The sequence below is a fragment of the Singulisphaera photorubra genome, assembly GCF_045290345.1.
Lineage (GTDB): Bacteria > Planctomycetota > Planctomycetia > Isosphaerales > Isosphaeraceae > Singulisphaera.
In genome coordinates, this window is the sequence record NZ_CP155447.1 from 4,951,216 (window position 1) to 4,968,211 (window position 16,996).

The window sequence follows — 16,996 nt, forward strand, 5'->3', positions numbered from 1 at the left end:
TCCGCTTTCCTCCCGTCGGCGAATGCTCAGAACCAGCCGCGTCGTTTCGCGAAGAGATAGAGGAACCCGGGCATGAATAACATGATCATGCACGACCCCACGAAGAGCGCCCGCTTGGGTAGCCAACCCTCGAATTCTAGCGTTCCGCCAAAGAAATTCATCCCAAAGAAGCTCGTCAGAAAGGAGAGCGGCAGGAACATCACAGTGACAAGCGTGAATGCCTTCATGATATCGTTGGTACGATTGGAGATCGCCGAGAGATAGGTATCCAGGGCTCCCGAAATGAGGTCACGCAGGCTTTCGGTAATGTCGTGCACTCGAACGACATGATCATAGACGTCGCGAAAGTAGATACGATGCTCAGGGTTGACCGGGCTGTATTCGTCGCGTGCCAGGCGGTTGAGCACTTCGCGTTCAGGCGCGAGGATTCGGTGGAGCCGGAGGGCCGAGCGCTTCACCTGGAAGATGGCTTGAAGTGTACTGGGGGTCGGCCGGTGGAAGACCTCGTCCTGCGCCGAGTCAATCGCCTCATCGAGGTGCTCGATGGCAGGCAGGTATTCGGCGACGCTCATATCGAGGATGTGATAGAGCAAATGTCCGGCCCCATGCTTGAGCCGGTTCGTCGGGTCGCGCTCGATGTTACGGCGAAGCTGGTCGAGGATTTTCAAGGGTTCGTTGTGATAGGTCACCAGGTAATTGGCACCGAGGAAGATGTCGAGCTCGTGAAGCCGAATCAGATCAGTATCTGGGTCGAAGTCGATGTTGTGAAAGACGATGTAGAGGTACTCTCCCCAGTCGTCGACCTTGGCGACGTGGGTATCCTGGACCGCATCCTCGATGGCCAGTGGATGAAAGTGGAAGACGCCGTCGAGCAGCTCTTCCACTCGTCGATCGGTGTTCTGAGTTTGATCGTCGATCTCGACCCAGAGGGTCCCTTTCTCGTCTTCCAGGGCGAGCGGGATTTGCTCGATCGGCCAATCGAAGTGGATTTCACCGTCGCCGTCCCGGTAGACAATCCGAATCTGAAGGCCCGTGACGCGTTGTCCAGACAAGATGGTATCGGACTGCGGCGAGCTCATCGGTACGGATCCCGGTTATTCGAGTCTCAGGGACGTCGCAATGCGGCGTTTTGGTCCTTAATCGCTTCCTCATAGAGATTGATCTCGATCTCTATGCGGTGATCAGGGATCTTGCGCCGGATGGGACTGGAAAAGGGATGAAATTTGCTGGCCAGATCAGGGCCGAGGGGGGCGTTGACCAGACCGATTTGATTCCAGCCAACCGCGACTCGATCAGCCTCGAACGAGCCATCCGGGCGAATGGTCGCGGATCGGAGCTTGCCGACCGTCCCGTCCACTGGAATGAATTCAATCCAGCCCTTCCAGTCCTGATCGATCGAGCGCCCGCCGAGACGAATGATCCCGGAAACTTGGGTCGTCTCGAATTGCTCCGGTCCCAACTCTTCCCCACACCCCGAGAGGAGCAGAATCAGGGTCGTGATCGTGCTGCTCAAGTATCCCGCATGCCAACGCATACCGTCACCTGGGCTTCGAGAGGCCGACTTTCGTGAACGATCTGGACCTCGTACGGTCGCCAATCACGTCCGATCGTGAAGTTCCGAACCCGTCCACTGACTGAAATCTCGGAGCAGGGCGCGGAAGGTCTCGTAGTCTCCGGCCTCGACCAGATCGTCGCCAATCCTTTCGGAGCTTAAGCGGATCAACCGGCCTCCGCGCCGGCCACGGCCGGCATGGAGACCAAGCTGGTCGCGAAAGGCGAAGATCAGCCCTCCCGCTTGTCTCTCGCCGGCCAAGCGACCGATGGGGCCAAGCATCACGAGAACGCCACCGTGCTGATTCAAGCCAGCACGAGCGCCTGCTCCTCGCGCCGCGAAGACGATCCCGCCTTGCTGAGCGTACGCCAGGCCCTCGCCCGCATCCTCCAAGATGACCAGCCGACCCGCCCGTAGACCACGCCCAGCGCCATCCGCGGCGGGCCCTCGACAGACGACCGTCAGGCCCGGAGCGTCCAGCTCAGCGGCAAGTTCCGGCCCTGCGCGGCCCTCAACCTCGATGACCGCGTTCCATCCCCCCCTCAGCCCGGCCGCCAAGAACCGTTGTCCCTCCGCACCGGCCAGACAGACGCGCGTCGTCCCCGAATCCAGGCGTTGGACCAGTTCCGCGTTGATTTTCTCGTAGTCGCGGATGTCGGGAATGGAAAGGACCGCGGACTCGAGTGCGGGGCCAGGAGGCGTCATTTGCCGCGAACCGCGCCGACGACCTTGGGGTCTTCGGCTCGAACATCGGCAATCTGGGCCTTCAGCGGGAACTGCTTGCCACCGAACTCCTTGTCGTCCGGAACGTTCTTGTCGAGGAACGACTTCAGAGCCGCGACCTTGTCGCTCAGGTCCTTGGCAAGCTTTTCACGATTCCCCTTGGGAGCCTTGAAAAGTTCGACCGCCGACTTGGCCACCGGCTTGATCACATTACCCAACTGCTCAACATATCCACGGTTGTTCCCGAGGCTGGGCATTCGGAGGAGGCCGGCCTCTCGTGCCCCTTCTACACCGTAAAAGGCGGGGTAAATCTGATAGAGGAGGGGCGCGGCGTAGGTTTGCGCCAGCGCGATGTTCGCGTCATACGTGGCCAGAATCCGCTCCCCAAGCTCAGCCGCGACTTCTCCACCATAGTAAGCGACGAGCTTATAATTAAACTTGCCATTCGCCTGATTGACCCGCATCATCCCCAAGGTCCAGAAGGCTTGAGCACGAACTTCGAGTCGGGTCGTGGGATCAGCAAGCACCTGCATCGCGGCCGAGGCCATCTCAAGCTTGGCCTGAGCCCGAGGGTCGGCGGCCATCCGCAAGGCCCCTAAAGCCTCGAGGGCTCGCAATTGCGCAGGCCACGGCAGGTCTTTATCGGCCAGCCAATCCACCAGGGCGTGTGCCGCCTTGGCAGTCAATGTCGGCCCACCGGGAAGATCCTGGTAGCCTCCGGTCGCAGTCTGCAAAATGTTGACGATGCCTCGCGCCGACCAGATTTTGACCCAGGTCGTCTGCTCCTTGTCATTGAGCTGCGCGATAAATGTCTCAATCGCCTCAGGGCTTCCCGTCTTGCCGAGCAGGATCGCCGTTTCGAGCCGAGCCAGCAGGTGGTTCTTCAGCAGCTTGGGCGCGACGGCCAACAGCGATTCGGTGTACAACTTGAGGAAGGCCGCGTTGTTCGCCCTCTTCGCCAACTCGATCGGATTCGAAAGATTAAAGCTGGCGTCACGAAATCCGACGGCCGCGGCGGAGGAGGGACTCAACCCCTCATCGGGCGCGAACAATCCCTTGATGAACGAACGATTCGTCAGATCAGCCGTAAACTTATTGACATATTTCTGAATCAAGTCCCGGTCGATCGTACCCCCCTTCGCCATCGCCTCGATCTCTCGGACCTGGCGAGGGTTGAGGGTGCTCGAAGGGAGTTGGGGGAACGTATTTTCGTTGGCCTTGACCGCGTTGGGATCGACAAAGATCTCCACTGACGCGGTCGTGGCCTCGCTCCCCTGCTCTTCCGCGACGGCCTCAGCTTCCTTCTCAGCAGGAACCTGAGCCGCCTTTTTCGTGGCCTCGTTCGATTTCTGGGCCGTGTCCACGCCCTCGGCGAGCGGTGTGGTTTGTTGTGCCTCGAGCGTCAGCGGAAGAACGCCGAGCAGCACGATCGAAGGCCACACCCACGAGCACCCCCGTGGCATCCTCGGGGCGAGCGCTTTGATCATGGTCGCCAACCTCTTGGTTAAACTCGCGGCCCTAACAACATGGTCGAGTCTCGGCCCGAGGCCCAGGCTACGCCAGGTTTGGTGCGATAGTCACGTGCGAATGATGCCACGCGGTCAGGACTCTCGACCGATCGGTCGGGACACAGTTGACCACGCAACGGAACGAGGACGGGAACTGGCGGGGACGGCTCAACACGCAAATCCACCCGCTTTGGGGACGGCGTACGAGCTGACTCGGCCCGTCGGAACAACAACTCATCTCAAGTTGGTCCAGATACTTCCATCAAGGAGTCGCCGTTCCAAAGTTAACCTGCTAATGACCCCCTGTCAAGTCAACCGAACCCTCCTGGCCGCTTGGTGGCCCGCAATCTCCCAACCCGAGATCACGCAAAAGCTGAACACTAAATGAATAATCCAGAGAATTAAGGGGAAATAGGCACAATGCCTTCGCTCGCTATTCATTTGACGCCCACGCCACGATTTCGTTCCCTTCGAGGGGACGAGAATTGACGGTGAGCGGGCCGTTCAGAACGGGGGGAGTTGTTCCGGAGGGGCATCGCTCGTAGAATCATGGAATAATCCTCCGGAAATTCAGGCCAAGACATGTGGCCCGCGAGCGCCATGTAGGGCACGTTGGCTGTTCGGTCGATTGTGGAGATTGCCTGGGTATGGTCGAACGTCGTTATATCTTTCCTGGCATCATCGAGCTCAATGTCCAGGCGAGACGCCGTCTTGGAGTGAATATTTACCTCATCGACGGCGGCACGGAGTACGCGTTGATCGACGTTGGCTTCCTCGACGAGCTCTCTGAGGTCCTCGAGCTGATTCGCCAGATGAACTTCAGCCTTTCCAACTGCAAGATGATCTTGGCGACCCATGCCGACGCCGACCACACTCAGGGCCTGGCGCGGGCCCGAGATGTGCTCAAGTGCAAGGTCGCGGCTCACCCCAAGAGCGTCGCCCCGCTCCAGGACGGCGACGAGGTGCTTACCTACGCGCGGATCGACGCTCAGAACATCCATATCCCGATGCCGCGCTGCAAGGTGGACATGACGATCGACGAAGGCGACGTCATAACGATCGGCGATCGGAAACTCGAGGTCTGGAGCACGCCGGGCCACACCGCCGGTCAGCTCTCGTTTCGGATGGGTCCCCTCCTCTTCTCCGGCGATAACATCTTCCGGGACGGTTGCGTGGGGGTGATCGACGCCCACCACGGATCGAACCTGGTGGAGTTCATTGCCAGCCTCAAACGAATCCGAGCCTGCGACGCCGAATATCTCCTTCCCTCGCACGGCCCCATCTTCCGAAAAGACAACGCCCTTCTCGACGCCACCATCGCCCGGCTCGAGTCGTACACCCACATGGCCGACTTTGGCACTTGCGCCATCGATTGGCCGCTCCTCGACGAGTGGGAAGATGAGCTCGCGGAAGGAAAGCTCAATCTTTAAGTTCTCAGCGTATGCATGAACCTCGGTTGAGGCGGGTGGGCAGAGCCCACCCGCTTTTTTGTCGGGAAAGCTTCAGCCTGCCATCAGTGCATTCATTGGACTGCGAACTCTCCTGGATCGTGCACGTCAGTCGACCGCCGAGATGTAACCTATCCTCACTTGAATTTCTTTGAACGGCCCCTTTGAGGGTATCCGGAAACGCCACGACATCCGGACAGTCGAAAGCGACGGGATTCGACGGTCGGCCCTTTCCTTTTTCCTCTCTAGCGGTTCACCACAATACTCACATGTTTTTGGTGTCACTCCCAAATTTCATTGGGTCAAGATCGATTGCCGATTTCGAGGACGAAATTGGCTCAAGTCCATTACACCTTCGGCCGACAAGTCGCGTTGACGGAAAAGTGCGGCGTGCTTAGAATCCCGCGCCCAGAGCCGGCGACACGGATCGTTGACCGGTAAGTTTCGTCAGGCGGAACGGAGGTCGTCGCATGAACGCAGCGTTGAGTCTCTTCGTTATAGCTCTCCTCGGAGCAGATTCATCCCCGAACCGGGGCACTCCCCCCATTCAGTATCGAGTCAAGCTGCTCGAGATGGATGGGTTGAAGTGGCGTGAGTCGATCTACGCCCGACTCCAGCCGGTCGCTCGACAAGGCTCGTGCGTCATCTGGACAGCCAACCAGGAGGTGATCAAGCCCTTGGTGGATCGGGCGAGCCGGGTCCTGATGAGCCCGCAGCTCATGGCGGACCCCGATGCCGTAGCGGCCTATTCCCAGCGGACAACCCGTAAGGTCGCCTCGCAATTAACTCGCCATGCCGACGGCCCTCTCGATCATGCGGTGGCAGTGGCCTATACCACCGACCACGAAGATCTCCGTGAGGGCTGCCAATTCACGATGTCGGGACGAAAACTCGACCAAGGTATGCTCGTCAGGATGGTCGTCGAAGAGGTCAAGGTCACCGCAGTTCACCAGGTGAAGTTGGCCGAGTTCGTTCCCAAGAAAGACGAGCAGGGCGAACAGACGATCCTCAACCCCAAGCTGGACGTCCCCGAAGTTGTCAGGGGGACGCTCGAGGGCGAATGGCTGATCCCTAACGGCGGAGTCCTCGTGGCAAGTCTGGGAGCTCACACGCTCGATGATGGCACGGGGAAGGCCATCGTCCGCGAGCGGTTGATGTTGATTGAAGCCAGCCCGGCCTCCGTTCGGACCACCGTCGATCTGACCCAGGCGGTCGGCCGAAGCTTCACCTACGTGGCACCCGCTCGAGTGTCCACGATCCCGATGCCCGACCGCATTCCTGCCATGGCGGGCCAGGTTCCGGCCATGCCAAGTCGTTCCCTGCCGATGGCCCGGACCGCGGATGGAACGCCTGTGCCGCTGCCGCCGCTGCCCGAGTCGCAGGTGCCGCCGCCGACCTCGCTCCCCGGAAGCTCCGAGCCCTGCGCAACCCCACAGACCGTACCTCCGACCAACTCCGCAAACGACGAATCGGTCACCCCTCCCGTCAAGGACAACGGAGCGACCAAGTCGATCGATCTCGAATCCCACAAAGCAAGCTATCACCCCGAGTCGAGCACGACGGACACGCTTGAAGCTTCGGTCCGAGGCTACTGGGCCGCCATCAAGCCCTATCTGCTCCGCCTCCCGCTCGGTCCGGGATTCGACGTCGAGATCAGCGCGACGGTCAAGCCTTCCATCAAGCCCTGAACTGAGTGAATCCGCCGAATTCCGCGACGACGAATCCGACCGCGAAACGATTTCGGGTGGTCAGGGCCTCACAGCCCCGGCCACCCGTTTTTTTTTCATTCCGCGGCGGAATGGTGCTCTCCGTCTCCTGGTTCGGTAATTCATCCACACACGCAAATAAGTAAGCCACCAAGGTCTCGAGCGAGAACGAACCGAAAGCAAGGCAAAACCTCGGACTTCGCCCGAGAGCCGATGCCGCATACAATGGGGCTTGGCTATCGTCATGCGATGGGGCGAGTTGGTCCTGGGAGGCGGGCTGCCTCGGACCTGCTTTCTTTTTTCTTGGTTGCCGCCCCAATACTTGTACAGGGAAATGCTCATGCCGGACCCCCGCTGGGAGGCTCTCGCCGACATCCTGATCGGCCACTCGACTCGGCTCGAAAAAGGACAAGTTCTCCTGATCGAGTGCTTCGATCTCGACGATAGCACCCTGCCCCGCTTGCTCGTCCAGAAGGCCGCCAGGAAAGGCGCCTATCCGCTCGTTGAGACCAAGGACACGCGGATCATTCGCGAGCTCATCAAAAACGCCTCAGAAGGGCAGATGCGCGCCCTGGGCGATTTTGAACTGCACCGAATGAGCCAGGTTCACGCCTATATTGGGCTCCGAGGCGCTCGGAACATCAACGAGATGTCCGACGTGCAGGCGGAAAAAATGAACCTCTACAACACGCACTACCTGAAACCGGTCCACTTCGAGTGCCGGATCAAACAGACGAAGTGGTGCGTCCTCCGGCTCCCCAATTCGAGCATGGCCCAGCAGGCCGGTATGAGTACCGAGGCGTTTGAGAACTTCTATTTTGATGTTTGCAACCTCGACTACCCCCGGCTCGCGAAGGCGCTCAGGCCACTGGTCGATCGCATGACAAAAGCCAAAGAGGTTCATATCAAAGGGCCCGAGACCGACCTGCGGTTCTCGATCGAAGGAATCCCAGTGATCCCTTGCTCCGGTGAGATGAATATTCCCGACGGCGAGGTCTTCACCGCGCCCGTCCGCGACTCCGTCCAAGGCCACGTTCGCTTCAATACACCGACGATCTACCAAGGGTCTTCGTTCGACGGCGTCCGGCTCGACTTCCGGGACGGCCGGATCGTCGAGGCCCACTGCACCGGGGGAGACGTCAAGAAACTGCGACGGATCTTCGAGACCGACGAAGGGGCCTCCTACATCGGGGAATGGTCGATCGGCTGCAATCCCAGGATTCTCCACCCGATGCGAGACATCCTCTTCGACGAGAAGATTGCCGGCAGCTTTCACCTCACCCCCGGAAATGCGTATGATGAGGCTGATAACGGCAATCGTTCGAAGATTCATTGGGATCTTGTACAGATTCAACGCCCCGACTATGGGGGGGGTAGTATCGACTTCGACGGCGAACCAATCCGGGTCGACGGCCGATTCATTCCCGAGGATCTCCAGGCCCTCGACCCCGAGTAATTGACGAGGCCCGTGCCCCGAACCCAAGCGAGAAACTCTCCATGCTCACGACGCTTCTTCTGTCACTCGCCCTTTTCGGCCAGGTCAAGGGGGACCCCGACCAGTTCCCCCTCGCCTTGCACCGGAGCATGGAGATCGACGACCTCGACCGCGAAATCCAGCGGTTGCACGATACCGTTCTGCTCAAGCGAGCCCAGTTGGTCAGCACCCAGCGTCTGTCACAACGAGGGCTCGTGAGCCGGGCCGACCTCGAACGAGAATCGGCCTCCCTTCGCTACGAAGAAGCCCACGAAGCGGAATCGACGGCCTATCGAAATCTGAAGATCTACGAACGTGACGTGATGGGCCGCGTCATCTCCTCCGACGAGGTCAAGGCCTACTCGCTCCTGCTCGACTGGGTCAAGAAACAGCAGGGTATGGCCCAGGTCGACGTCGATTTTCGCGATTACACCCTGAAGCAGACCCGCGCGCTCTACCAGCGAAAAGCGATTAGCCGGCAAGAACTCGACGACGCCGAACAGGCCTTCAACACCGCTCAGGCAAGTCTGGCCCTCAGCAAGACGCGCGAGGCGCAGATCGTGATGGAACTGGCCTCGCGCCGCGGGGAAAAATCGTACGACTCCGCCGAGTATCAGCGGCTCAAAGCCGCTTACCTCAAAGCTCGCATCCAGTATTTCGAGGTCGTCTCCGCCGGATCCAAGAACCGGCTGACGATCGCTCAGCAGCGATCGCTTCGGGGCCTGATTGCGACCGATGACGTCGCCTTGTTTCAGAAGGCCGTCGACGACGCTGAGAACGCGCTCGCCGCCGAGCGAAAGAAGCTCGAAGAAAACGAGTCTGCCACGCTTCAGCCCACACCGACGAACTGAGTTCCGACCAGGCCTCGTCGAATTCGCCGAGACCTCGACGGCTGCGATTTCTCCCTCATTCGGGCATTTCCGCCTTCCCGAGTGTATTTTCACGGGCGCGGCCGTTCTTGCCTTGTCGTTGCGTCTCGATGCCTTCGATGAGTCGCTGGACTTCCGGAGTGAGTTGACCGTGCGATCGAAGCAGGTCGGCCGCCTGCGGAAGGCGCATTTTGCCAAGATAGATCAAGCGGTAGGCTTCCTCCAGCGCAGTGATCGCGTCCTTGGAAAGCCCCTTTCTCCTCAAAGCCGACACGTTGACGCGACGTACCTTCGAGGGGATACCGTCCGCCCTCATGTACCGGGGAACGTCCTGGGTCGCCTTCGATTTCATGCCGACGAAGCTGTAGGCCCCGATCGTCACGTTATGAATGATGGCCACCCCGATATCAAAGCCGGCATGGTCTTCGACATGAACATGCCCGCCGAGCATCGTCCATTCGCCGATCGTGATGTCGTCCCCTAACTTACAGTCGTGCGCGACATGGGCGGAGGCCAGCAGCGTGTTCCGGCTGCCGATCCGCGTGATGCCATCCTCTTTCTCGGAGGCTCGGTGGATCGTCACCCCAGGGCCCAGTAGGTTGCAATCGCCGATTTCGACTCGCGTGGGAGTCCCGCGATACGAGATATCCTGAGGGATATCTCCGATCGAAACATACGGGCCGATCCGATTGAACTCGCCAATGCTCACTCGACCAGTGATGCAGACGTTGGCGGCCAAGCGGGTCCCACGGCCAATCCGGACTTCAGGTCCGATGACGCAGAAGGGACCAACCTCGACATCATCGGCTAGCTCGGCGCGAGGATCGATGCAAGCTCTGGGTGCAATGATGGTCGTCACGTTCGGCTTCCCCAATCCCTTGAGGTCCGTTCGGTCAAGCCCAACGCCTGTCATACAGACAGGCGCGGCAACCGCCACGTTCGTCCATTCGGACGACCTCGGTAGAGGAGCCGATCCATTGCCCCGCCGAGTTCTCTCCCAAGAGCATACACCCTGGGAAGGCCGAGGCGAAATAACCTTTACAATTTCGCAGAATCGTGCGGACCGCGGCATCGGTGTAGATGACCGGATAGCCCGTTTAGAGGAGTCATCAGGGAACCAGATCGGCTTCGGATTTGCCGGGCCCGGAGGTCTTACTTTTGCCGCGGACCTCCCCGATCCTGGGAAGGCCGCCTCAGGGAAAGCCAGAGCAGAACCAGCCCGACAAACGCCAAGATCCCCGCGATCCTGACGATCCATCGGTGCTCCTGATCGTGCTCGACATCAATGTTCATGCCGCTTCCTACGGCCACGAGAAAGGCCGAGGACAATAATCCGATGCCAGAGAGGAACTGCCACGATGAGGGCTCGGGCAGACGCATGACTCGCTTCCCCCTGGCCAAACCCAACCACTCTGGCTTGCTCAACTCAGGCCAACGCCAGGCGAAGCCCGCCTTGCCGATTTGTAGTCGACCCCCGACTTGGCTTGGCGAAATTTCGGGTCTCTGCTATACCATCCCCCATCTTCCTCGACCTGTGCGGCGCCGAGTTCCCTTTTTGAGAGAGATGGAGTCGGTCTTATGCTCCTTCAGCAAATTTGGCGTCGCCGCTTGCTCGCGGGAGCCTTAATCGTTTTTGCATGTCACCAGATCTGGCGCCATGGCCAGGACTACGTGTTCATCGACAAATTCGCAGAAGTCGTGCCGGGGCGAATTTACCGCGGCGCCTGGCAGCAAGACTGGCCCATGCACAGGCTCGTCCGTGACTACAAGATCAAGACAGTCGTAGCTCTTGCCCATCCTCCCGAGAGCCCGTTGGTCGTCAAGGAGAAGGCCCTCGCCACCGAATTGGGATTCCGCTGGGTCCATATCCCGATCGTCGACCGTCGGGCCACAGGAGTCTCAAACTCGCTTCTCGATAGCCTCGAGCACGCCGCCAACGTCTTGGCCGCCCCAGAAAACCAGCCTGTCTACTTCCACTGCCATCATGGCATCAACCGGGCCTCAATGGTCCAGATCGCCTACCGCACGCTTCACTGCGGCTGGACTCTGGAGCAGGCGACCGACGAGATCTCACGCAGTTTCGGTTTGAAAGAGGTCACTCACGGCCCCGACTACCGTCAAATGACGGCCTTTTACAATGAACGAGTGCTGCCCCGCCGCCAGACCCAGACGCGTCTCGGTCACCGCAATCCCGACGCCCTCTCGTCGATCTTCGGAAATTAGCCCAGGACGACTGCGAACGAGTCGTCCGAACGGGCGAGGGCGAGGCCGCGACAATCAGGCAAATCCCCGCTTGAGGATCAAGTCAGGCCCAGTGGTGACGTTGTTTTCAGCGTGCGCCCATCGGGAGGCGACCCTCCGCATCTGGACCATTCGCGCCGAGCGTTGCGAACGAGGGCGAGTTGGATGCGGGTTCGGAGAATGAGGCTGCGAAGCTCGCAATATCCCGGTCACTCAGTGGCGCAATCGTCGCGGCGAACTTTGTGTCGATCGCGTTGACGACCATCTGGGCCATGAGCCCCTGCCCCAACGTCCCGAAATGACGCTGGTCGGCCAGAAAGAGATGATCGAGGTCGTTTCCCGATTCGATCCGGTCGAGCCTCCGACCTCCGATCAACGTATGGTCGCGACTGAACCGATTCGCAATCTTCGCGGCCAGATCGAAGTCGGCCACCGCGACCCTCGGTTGAATCAAGGCGAGTGACCGGATCTGGGTATTATAGGTTTGGAGCGCCGCGGAATAACGATCCAGCAACGCGGGAGGTAGGCTTCGATCACGGACGGCGCCCCTGATCATCGGCAGGTCTCTGATGTCCGGCACCGTGACGGCCACGACCTTGACCTGGGGACTTGCGTTGAGAATCGTCTCCAGGGCCACCCGATAGTTGGCCATGGCCCGGGGCAAGACATCGTCGAGCGCCGTCGCGGGGTTAGTGGACCCGAGCGCATGAATGAAGTCGTTGCCGCCGATGAAGATCACCACGACGGAGACTTCCCCCGACCTCACCTGAGCGGCCAGTCCGGTGTGCTGCCCGGCGGCAAGTAGGTCATCGGTCGTCGCATCACTCTGCGCCCAGTTGAACGCGTAGCCCTGGTTGCGCGGCTGGCCACGGCTGACCGTACTGAACTGGCCGAAGTTCAAACCACGAGTCCCGGCAAGAATCTCAACCCAGTTGCGGCTCGTCATTCGATCAGGGGAGTAAAACTGATACTCATCAGAATAGCTGTCGCCTAGTACCCCAATTCCGCCCAATTCACCGGCCGGAACAGCCGAGCACGGCAACAAGGCCAGGATCGACGCCAGAAATCCCTCCTTCAGCCCCCTCATCGACATACACTCCCTGGAGTTTCATCATAGGTGGTGATCGATCGAATGCACCGAAATCGGGCCCTCAATCGATATTAGCTCGTTCCTCCTTGGAGAGCGGGCGGCGAACATCCCCCAGTCACAAACCTCGTCGAGCGCCGTCTTTGTGGGGTGGCGAGCGGTTGGTCAGTGCTGAACGGGTTGATCGCAACCTTCCTTACAAACCACAACCCGGACATTTACGCCCGTGAGTCGTCCTGTGACCTAAAAAACTTTAGCTCCAAATTTGGAAAAACTAAAGCTTCTTCGATCCTTCGACTAGGAAAAATCGTCTGATTAATAGGCTTACATGGATTACCCTGATTATCGCGACGAATTCGCCCCGAAAAGGACTTAGAATCGTCAATCGCCGTGCGGGCCCCGACGCGTTGATCTTAAAAAATCACCGCAACGCCTCGCACCGTGAATTCGAGAGCAATCGCCATGAGGCGTTTTAACAACAGGCCGGATGAAAAATGTGGGCTAGAATGGTCCTAGCCGGAGGAATCAGAGGAAAAGGAATTACTGATCGGCCGGGCATTCCGTTCGAGGAGTCGAAGATGAATGACTACCTACTCGGTTTCCTCAAGGCCCGCCCTCGAGCTGTGGGTGAGGCGTTTCGCACCAACCCGCGTCATCAATCGCGGCGCCGCGCGATGCTCTCGTGGCAGCAAGGCCGAGAATCCCGCACGGTCAAAGCGCGCTTGCTCGATATCAGTCGAATGGGAGCGGCGCTGACCTCGACCACTCCGCCGCCGAGTTCGACGTTGGTCTGCATTCGTCTTGTGGGGTCAACTCCGACCCCTTGGATCGAAGGAGACGTCGTCGGAATCGAGCCGACCGAGGGCACCTACCGGATCCGGATCAAATTCCGCGAGCCTTGCCCGACGATCATGATCAAGTCGGCCGTACTTGCGCCCCATACATCCGAGGAAAAAGCGACGAGTTCGTCCAGTTCGGAGCAACCCTGAACGACGCCAAGCTGAGATCGAACGCCCCGGTCTGTTCTGTGGAGAACGGCCCGGGCACGCTCGCTCATCGGACTCTCGGAAGGGCGTCTCAAAACATCGCGATCGCCTTTGGCTACATCCCCAACTCGTGGTGATGGGGCCTTTCGATCGTGCTCTTTCCGTCATCGCTGGTCAGGCTGAAAAAGGCCAACTCCTCGCCCCGATCGGCGAGGGTTTGTTCAAGATCGCAGAGTCCGAGACAGGCTAGATCGTTGGCAAGGTCGCTGACCCAGAGGTCGTTGACTTTGTTGGAGACGTGGGGTTCGAGTGACGTAGAGTCGGCCTTCTGGTCGAGCCGCGTCGCCTGTCGTTCGGTTGAGAGATGTGGGTGCGCCATCGGTGCTCCCTGGTCGCTTAACGACCGTTGGGCCGAGGAACTCGCCTCCGTCAACCGATGAGCCGCCGGAGCGCGACTCCTCTATTTCATTCTACGTTCGCCGAGACGAATTCCTACTCGGCGAAAGGTGGGTCGCCTCGCGATTCCAAACCCAGGAGGGGGTTGGAAACTCTCAAACGCAGGGCGGCCCGTCGGCACGCCCCGCGCGAGAGATCCGATCAATCCCACTTAAGAATGGCTCCCGTGTGGGCACTGGTCGCCATGCTCGCATACTTGGCGAGGTAGCCGCGGGTGAAACGCGGGGCGGGAGCGGTCCACGACGCCCGTCGGGCCACGAGTTCCTCGTCGGAGAGTTGAACCGAGAGCCGGCCCGCGGGAATGTCGATTTCGATGATGTCGCCGTCGCGGAGTAGGCCGATCGGTCCGCCCACGGCGGCCTCGGGGCTGACGTGCCCGATCGAGGCGCCCGCCGTCCCTCCCGAGAAGCGGCCATCGGTGATCAGAGCGCACTTGTCCCCGAGGCCCACTCCCTTGATGGCTGTTGTGGGAGCCAGCATTTCCTGCATGCCCGGGCCTCCCTTTGGCCCCTCGTTGCGGATGATCACCACGTCGCCGGCCTTCACCTTATCGAAAACGATGCCGTTATAGGCGTCCTGCTCGTTCTCGAAGATCACGGCGGGGCCCGTGTGCTTGAGCATCTTCGGGTCGACACCCGCCGTCTTGACCACCGCCCCCTCGGGCGCGAGATTGCCGTAGAGCATCGACAAGCCGCCCGACTGCGAGTAGGCCTTATCCACCGTGCGGATCACGTCAAACGGATCGAAGCCGGAGGTACCCTCTTGCGAGTCGGAGTCGTTGCTCCCGTTCCCTCCCGGAGTCTCGCCCTCAGAGTCCAGCACCGCCAGGCCGGCGGCCTGCGAGCGTGCCTCGGCAGCTACACTCGGCACAGACCAGGCCTGGGTGGTGCGCTCACCGCCGGGGCGGACCCGAGTCAACATCTTCGCCGCGGCGACGGCATTCGCGTTCCGAACGTCGTAGTCGGCGATGTTCTCGCCCAGGGTCTTGCCGGTCACCGTGGAACAGGACAGCGTGAGCAGACCGGGGCGACCGCGTTCCACTTCCCCGAGAATCGTGTGGATGCCCCCTGCCCTGGCGACATCCTCAATGTGATAGGAGCTCGCCGGACTCACCTTGCAAATATTCGCGACCTTCTTGCTCAGCTCGTCGATCCGGCGCATCGAGTACTCGACGCCTGCCTCATGAGCGATGGCCAGGATGTGCAGCACGGTATTCGTGCTTCCCCCCATCGCCATATCCAGGATCATGGCATTATCGAACGCCTCACGCGTCGCGATCTCTCGCGGCAAGAGGCCGTGCCCGGCTCCGAGGCGGCCAAAATCCTTGGCCATCCCAACAATCCGCTTCGCCGCGTTTTCGTAGAGCGACCTGCGATCGGCGGAGGTTGCCAGGATCGTGCCGTTTCCAGGCAAGCCCATGCCCAACGCCTCGGCCAGGCAGTTCATGCTGTTGGCCGTGAACATGCCCGAACAGCTCCCGCACGTCGGGCAGGCCGCCTTTTCGATTTCATCAAGTTCTTCGGCGGTGATCTGACCGTTCTGCCGCTTCACACCCGCGACGAACGCGTCGATCAGGTCGACCGACTTCCCGCTCTCGGTCTTCCCCGCCTCCATGGGGCCTCCCGAGACGAAAACGGTCGGCACATTGACCCGCATGGCCCCCATGAACATCCCGGGTACGATCTTGTCGCAGTTGGGGATGCAGATCATTCCGTCGAACCGGTGCGCCTCGATCATCGTCTCGACGCAGTCGGCGATGAGCTCGCGCGACGGGAGCGAGAACTTCATCCCGTTGTGGCCCATCGCGATCCCGTCATCGACGCCGATCGTGTTGAACAGAAAGGGCACTCCGCCAGCGGCCCGGACACACTCCTTGACGAAATTGCCCACCTCCTGGAGATGGACGTGTCCCGGAATGATGTCAACGTGGCTATTGCAGATGGCAATGAACGGCTTGTCCCAGTCCCCTTCACGAACGCCGGTCGCGCGCAGCAGGCTGCGGTGGCCCGCACGTGCGTCCCCCTTTTTGATCGTGTCGGATCGCATGCTGACCCCATTCGTCTCGGTGGGCATGAGGAGGACTCCCGGCTCAATTATTCCAGGTCAAAGTGCGCGGAAAGGGATCGGCCTGACGATCACGCGCCAAAGTTCTATCCTATCAGACGGTCCGAGTGCTTCCAAGACGCCCCGCGGACACGTTGGCGACTCGGTCAGTGAACGCGCCACAAAAAGTGACCCGCCAGAAGGCCGGCGACAAACGAAAGCCCCTGGGCCAGCAGCACGAAGAGCGACCAAGTGGCAACCACCGACCGGGGTAGGACGACGTCCCGCGAACGACTCGGAGCGATCCTCGTTTCGGCGATGCGGGTCGATTCGAACTGGATCGGCGGAACGAGCGGCTCCGAAGCTCGCGAAGTCGCCCCGCTCGTCGTCGCTCCAGCGGGACCGACAACGTTGATCGGAGGCGGAACGTCGCCGGAGGCCGCGAATGCCGGCGGCTCGGGTTCTGGCGGCAGATAGGGGAATGGCTCACGAGGGGCCGACTCGGTGAGCGGCGGCGTCCAGTTTACCCCCGGCTCGACCCGGATATCCTCAGGCCGGATATCGAGAAGATCGAGTGAGATCCCTTCCTCGGACGCCTCGCCAGCGCGTGGCGATGATGCAATGTCGGTACTCTCCAACTCGGAGGCGAATTCAGCCTCGTCCGGGTCGGGAACAATGAGGTCGGCCCGGCACTTGGGGCAGGCGACGACCGTCCCCACCTTCCCACGTGAAACTCCCAGAAGCTGGTTGCACTGATAGCACCGAAATTTGAGTGGAACCCCCGCCATGCCCAGCCGCCCCCAAATTGGCACGATGTTCAATCGGCAACCACGGCCCTCCAGAGTACGCGTCATCCACCGATCGTGCCACTGCCCGGAGCCACGGTCGAACCTGAAGCCTCCG

General features: G+C 60.3%; 16 protein-coding genes. 7 read left to right on the forward strand and 9 right to left on the reverse strand.

The annotated features are described in order from the left end of the window. Positions 1-26 precede the first annotated feature (26 nt). From corA to V5E97_RS18745, 4 genes are all read right to left on the reverse strand, one after another. A complete protein-coding gene (gene corA, locus V5E97_RS18730) occupies positions 27-1,079 on the reverse strand; it encodes a magnesium/cobalt transporter CorA (protein WP_406700802.1) in 1,053 nt (350 codons plus the stop codon). Between the two features lie 26 nt (positions 1,080-1,105). Next, positions 1,106-1,534, reverse strand: a complete 429-nt coding sequence (locus tag V5E97_RS18735) for a hypothetical protein (protein ID WP_406700803.1) — start codon at positions 1,532-1,534, stop codon at positions 1,106-1,108. Positions 1,535-1,597: 63 nt separating this feature from the next. After that, on the reverse strand, positions 1,598-2,257 hold the full coding sequence (locus V5E97_RS18740) for a GltB/FmdC/FwdC-like GXGXG domain-containing protein (protein WP_406700804.1): 660 nt from the start codon (positions 2,255-2,257) through the stop codon (positions 1,598-1,600). Beyond that, positions 2,254-3,717 (reverse strand): HEAT repeat domain-containing protein, encoded by a 1,464-nt coding sequence (locus V5E97_RS18745; RefSeq protein ID WP_406700805.1) that lies wholly within the window; start codon positions 3,715-3,717, stop codon positions 2,254-2,256. Before V5E97_RS18745 ends, V5E97_RS18740 begins: the two co-directional genes overlap by 4 nt. 713 nt (positions 3,718-4,430) lie before the next feature. Here V5E97_RS18745 and V5E97_RS18750 point away from each other — a divergent pair. The 4 genes from V5E97_RS18750 (at position 4,431) to V5E97_RS18765 (ending at position 9,262) form a co-directional block, all read left to right on the forward strand. Continuing rightward, positions 4,431-5,213 (forward strand): MBL fold metallo-hydrolase, encoded by a 783-nt coding sequence (locus V5E97_RS18750; protein ID WP_406700806.1) that lies wholly within the window; start codon positions 4,431-4,433, stop codon positions 5,211-5,213. A gap of 488 nt (positions 5,214-5,701) precedes the next feature. Beyond that, positions 5,702-6,919 (forward strand): hypothetical protein, encoded by a 1,218-nt coding sequence (locus V5E97_RS18755; protein ID WP_406700807.1) that lies wholly within the window; start codon positions 5,702-5,704, stop codon positions 6,917-6,919. A 358-nt stretch (positions 6,920-7,277) separates the two neighbouring features. Then, positions 7,278-8,393, forward strand: a complete 1,116-nt coding sequence (locus V5E97_RS18760; RefSeq protein WP_406700808.1) for an aminopeptidase — start codon at positions 7,278-7,280, stop codon at positions 8,391-8,393. A 41-nt stretch (positions 8,394-8,434) separates the two neighbouring features. Continuing rightward, positions 8,435-9,262, forward strand: coding sequence for an HlyD family secretion protein (locus V5E97_RS18765; RefSeq protein WP_406700809.1), 828 nt, complete (start codon positions 8,435-8,437; stop codon positions 9,260-9,262). Positions 9,263-9,317: 55 nt separating this feature from the next. On the opposite strand, the gene lpxA is transcribed toward V5E97_RS18765, so the two are convergent. Then, positions 9,318-10,139, reverse strand: a complete 822-nt coding sequence (lpxA, locus tag V5E97_RS18770) for an acyl-ACP--UDP-N-acetylglucosamine O-acyltransferase (RefSeq protein WP_406700810.1) — start codon at positions 10,137-10,139, stop codon at positions 9,318-9,320. Positions 10,140-10,438: 299 nt separating this feature from the next. On the opposite strand from lpxA, the gene V5E97_RS18775 reads away from it, so the two are divergent. Then, positions 10,439-10,612: a hypothetical protein gene (locus V5E97_RS18775; protein ID WP_406700811.1), complete on the forward strand. Its 174-nt coding sequence runs from the start codon at positions 10,439-10,441 to the stop codon at positions 10,610-10,612. A 246-nt stretch (positions 10,613-10,858) separates the two neighbouring features. Then, positions 10,859-11,503 carry a tyrosine-protein phosphatase gene (locus V5E97_RS18780; RefSeq protein ID WP_406700812.1) on the forward strand — a complete coding sequence of 215 codons (645 nt, stop codon included), beginning with the start codon at positions 10,859-10,861 and terminating at the stop codon, positions 11,501-11,503. Positions 11,504-11,609: 106 nt separating this feature from the next. Here V5E97_RS18780 and V5E97_RS18785 read toward each other — a convergent pair whose 3' ends face one another. After that, positions 11,610-12,608: an SGNH/GDSL hydrolase family protein gene (locus V5E97_RS18785; protein ID WP_406700813.1), complete on the reverse strand. Its 999-nt coding sequence runs from the start codon at positions 12,606-12,608 to the stop codon at positions 11,610-11,612. Positions 12,609-13,186: 578 nt separating this feature from the next. Here V5E97_RS18785 and V5E97_RS18790 point away from each other — a divergent pair. Beyond that, complete coding sequence (locus tag V5E97_RS18790) at positions 13,187-13,597, forward strand: PilZ domain-containing protein (RefSeq protein WP_406700814.1); 411 nt, start codon at positions 13,187-13,189, stop codon at positions 13,595-13,597. A gap of 112 nt (positions 13,598-13,709) precedes the next feature. Here the strand turns inward: V5E97_RS18790 and V5E97_RS18795 are convergent, their stop codons facing one another. The 3 genes from V5E97_RS18795 to V5E97_RS18805 all read right to left on the reverse strand — a co-directional run bounded on the left by V5E97_RS18795 (position 13,710) and on the right by V5E97_RS18805 (position 16,947). Then, positions 13,710-13,973 (reverse strand): hypothetical protein, encoded by a 264-nt coding sequence (locus V5E97_RS18795; protein WP_406700815.1) that lies wholly within the window; start codon positions 13,971-13,973, stop codon positions 13,710-13,712. A gap of 218 nt (positions 13,974-14,191) precedes the next feature. Then, positions 14,192-16,123 carry a dihydroxy-acid dehydratase gene (gene ilvD, locus V5E97_RS18800; protein ID WP_406700816.1) on the reverse strand — a complete coding sequence of 644 codons (1,932 nt, stop codon included), beginning with the start codon at positions 16,121-16,123 and terminating at the stop codon, positions 14,192-14,194. 137 nt (positions 16,124-16,260) lie between these two features. Beyond that, positions 16,261-16,947, reverse strand: a complete 687-nt coding sequence (locus tag V5E97_RS18805) for a hypothetical protein (RefSeq protein WP_406700817.1) — start codon at positions 16,945-16,947, stop codon at positions 16,261-16,263. Positions 16,948-16,996 lie beyond the last annotated feature (49 nt).

Excerpts from the sequence above, each read along its gene's own strand:
- V5E97_RS18735 (WP_406700803.1), bottom strand. The coding sequence starts at position 1,534 with ATGCGTTGGCATGCGGGATACTTGAGCAGCACGATCACGACCCTGATT.
- V5E97_RS18765 (WP_406700809.1), top strand. The coding sequence starts at position 8,435 with ATGCTCACGACGCTTCTTCTGTCACTCGCCCTTTTCGGCCAGGTCAAG.
- V5E97_RS18805 (WP_406700817.1), bottom strand. The coding sequence starts at position 16,947 with ATGACGCGTACTCTGGAGGGCCGTGGTTGCCGATTGAACATCGTGCCA.
- V5E97_RS18780 (WP_406700812.1), top strand. The coding sequence starts at position 10,859 with ATGCTCCTTCAGCAAATTTGGCGTCGCCGCTTGCTCGCGGGAGCCTTA.
- V5E97_RS18740 (WP_406700804.1), bottom strand. The coding sequence starts at position 2,257 with ATGACGCCTCCTGGCCCCGCACTCGAGTCCGCGGTCCTTTCCATTCCC.
- V5E97_RS18755 (WP_406700807.1), top strand. The coding sequence starts at position 5,702 with ATGAACGCAGCGTTGAGTCTCTTCGTTATAGCTCTCCTCGGAGCAGAT.
- V5E97_RS18795 (WP_406700815.1), bottom strand. The coding sequence starts at position 13,973 with ATGGCGCACCCACATCTCTCAACCGAACGACAGGCGACGCGGCTCGAC.
- V5E97_RS18790 (WP_406700814.1), top strand. The coding sequence starts at position 13,187 with ATGAATGACTACCTACTCGGTTTCCTCAAGGCCCGCCCTCGAGCTGTG.
- corA (WP_406700802.1), bottom strand. The coding sequence starts at position 1,079 with ATGAGCTCGCCGCAGTCCGATACCATCTTGTCTGGACAACGCGTCACG.
- V5E97_RS18750 (WP_406700806.1), top strand. The coding sequence starts at position 4,431 with ATGGTCGAACGTCGTTATATCTTTCCTGGCATCATCGAGCTCAATGTC.
- V5E97_RS18760 (WP_406700808.1), top strand. The coding sequence starts at position 7,278 with ATGCCGGACCCCCGCTGGGAGGCTCTCGCCGACATCCTGATCGGCCAC.
- V5E97_RS18785 (WP_406700813.1), bottom strand. The coding sequence starts at position 12,608 with ATGAGGGGGCTGAAGGAGGGATTTCTGGCGTCGATCCTGGCCTTGTTG.
- ilvD (WP_406700816.1), bottom strand. The coding sequence starts at position 16,123 with ATGCCCACCGAGACGAATGGGGTCAGCATGCGATCCGACACGATCAAA.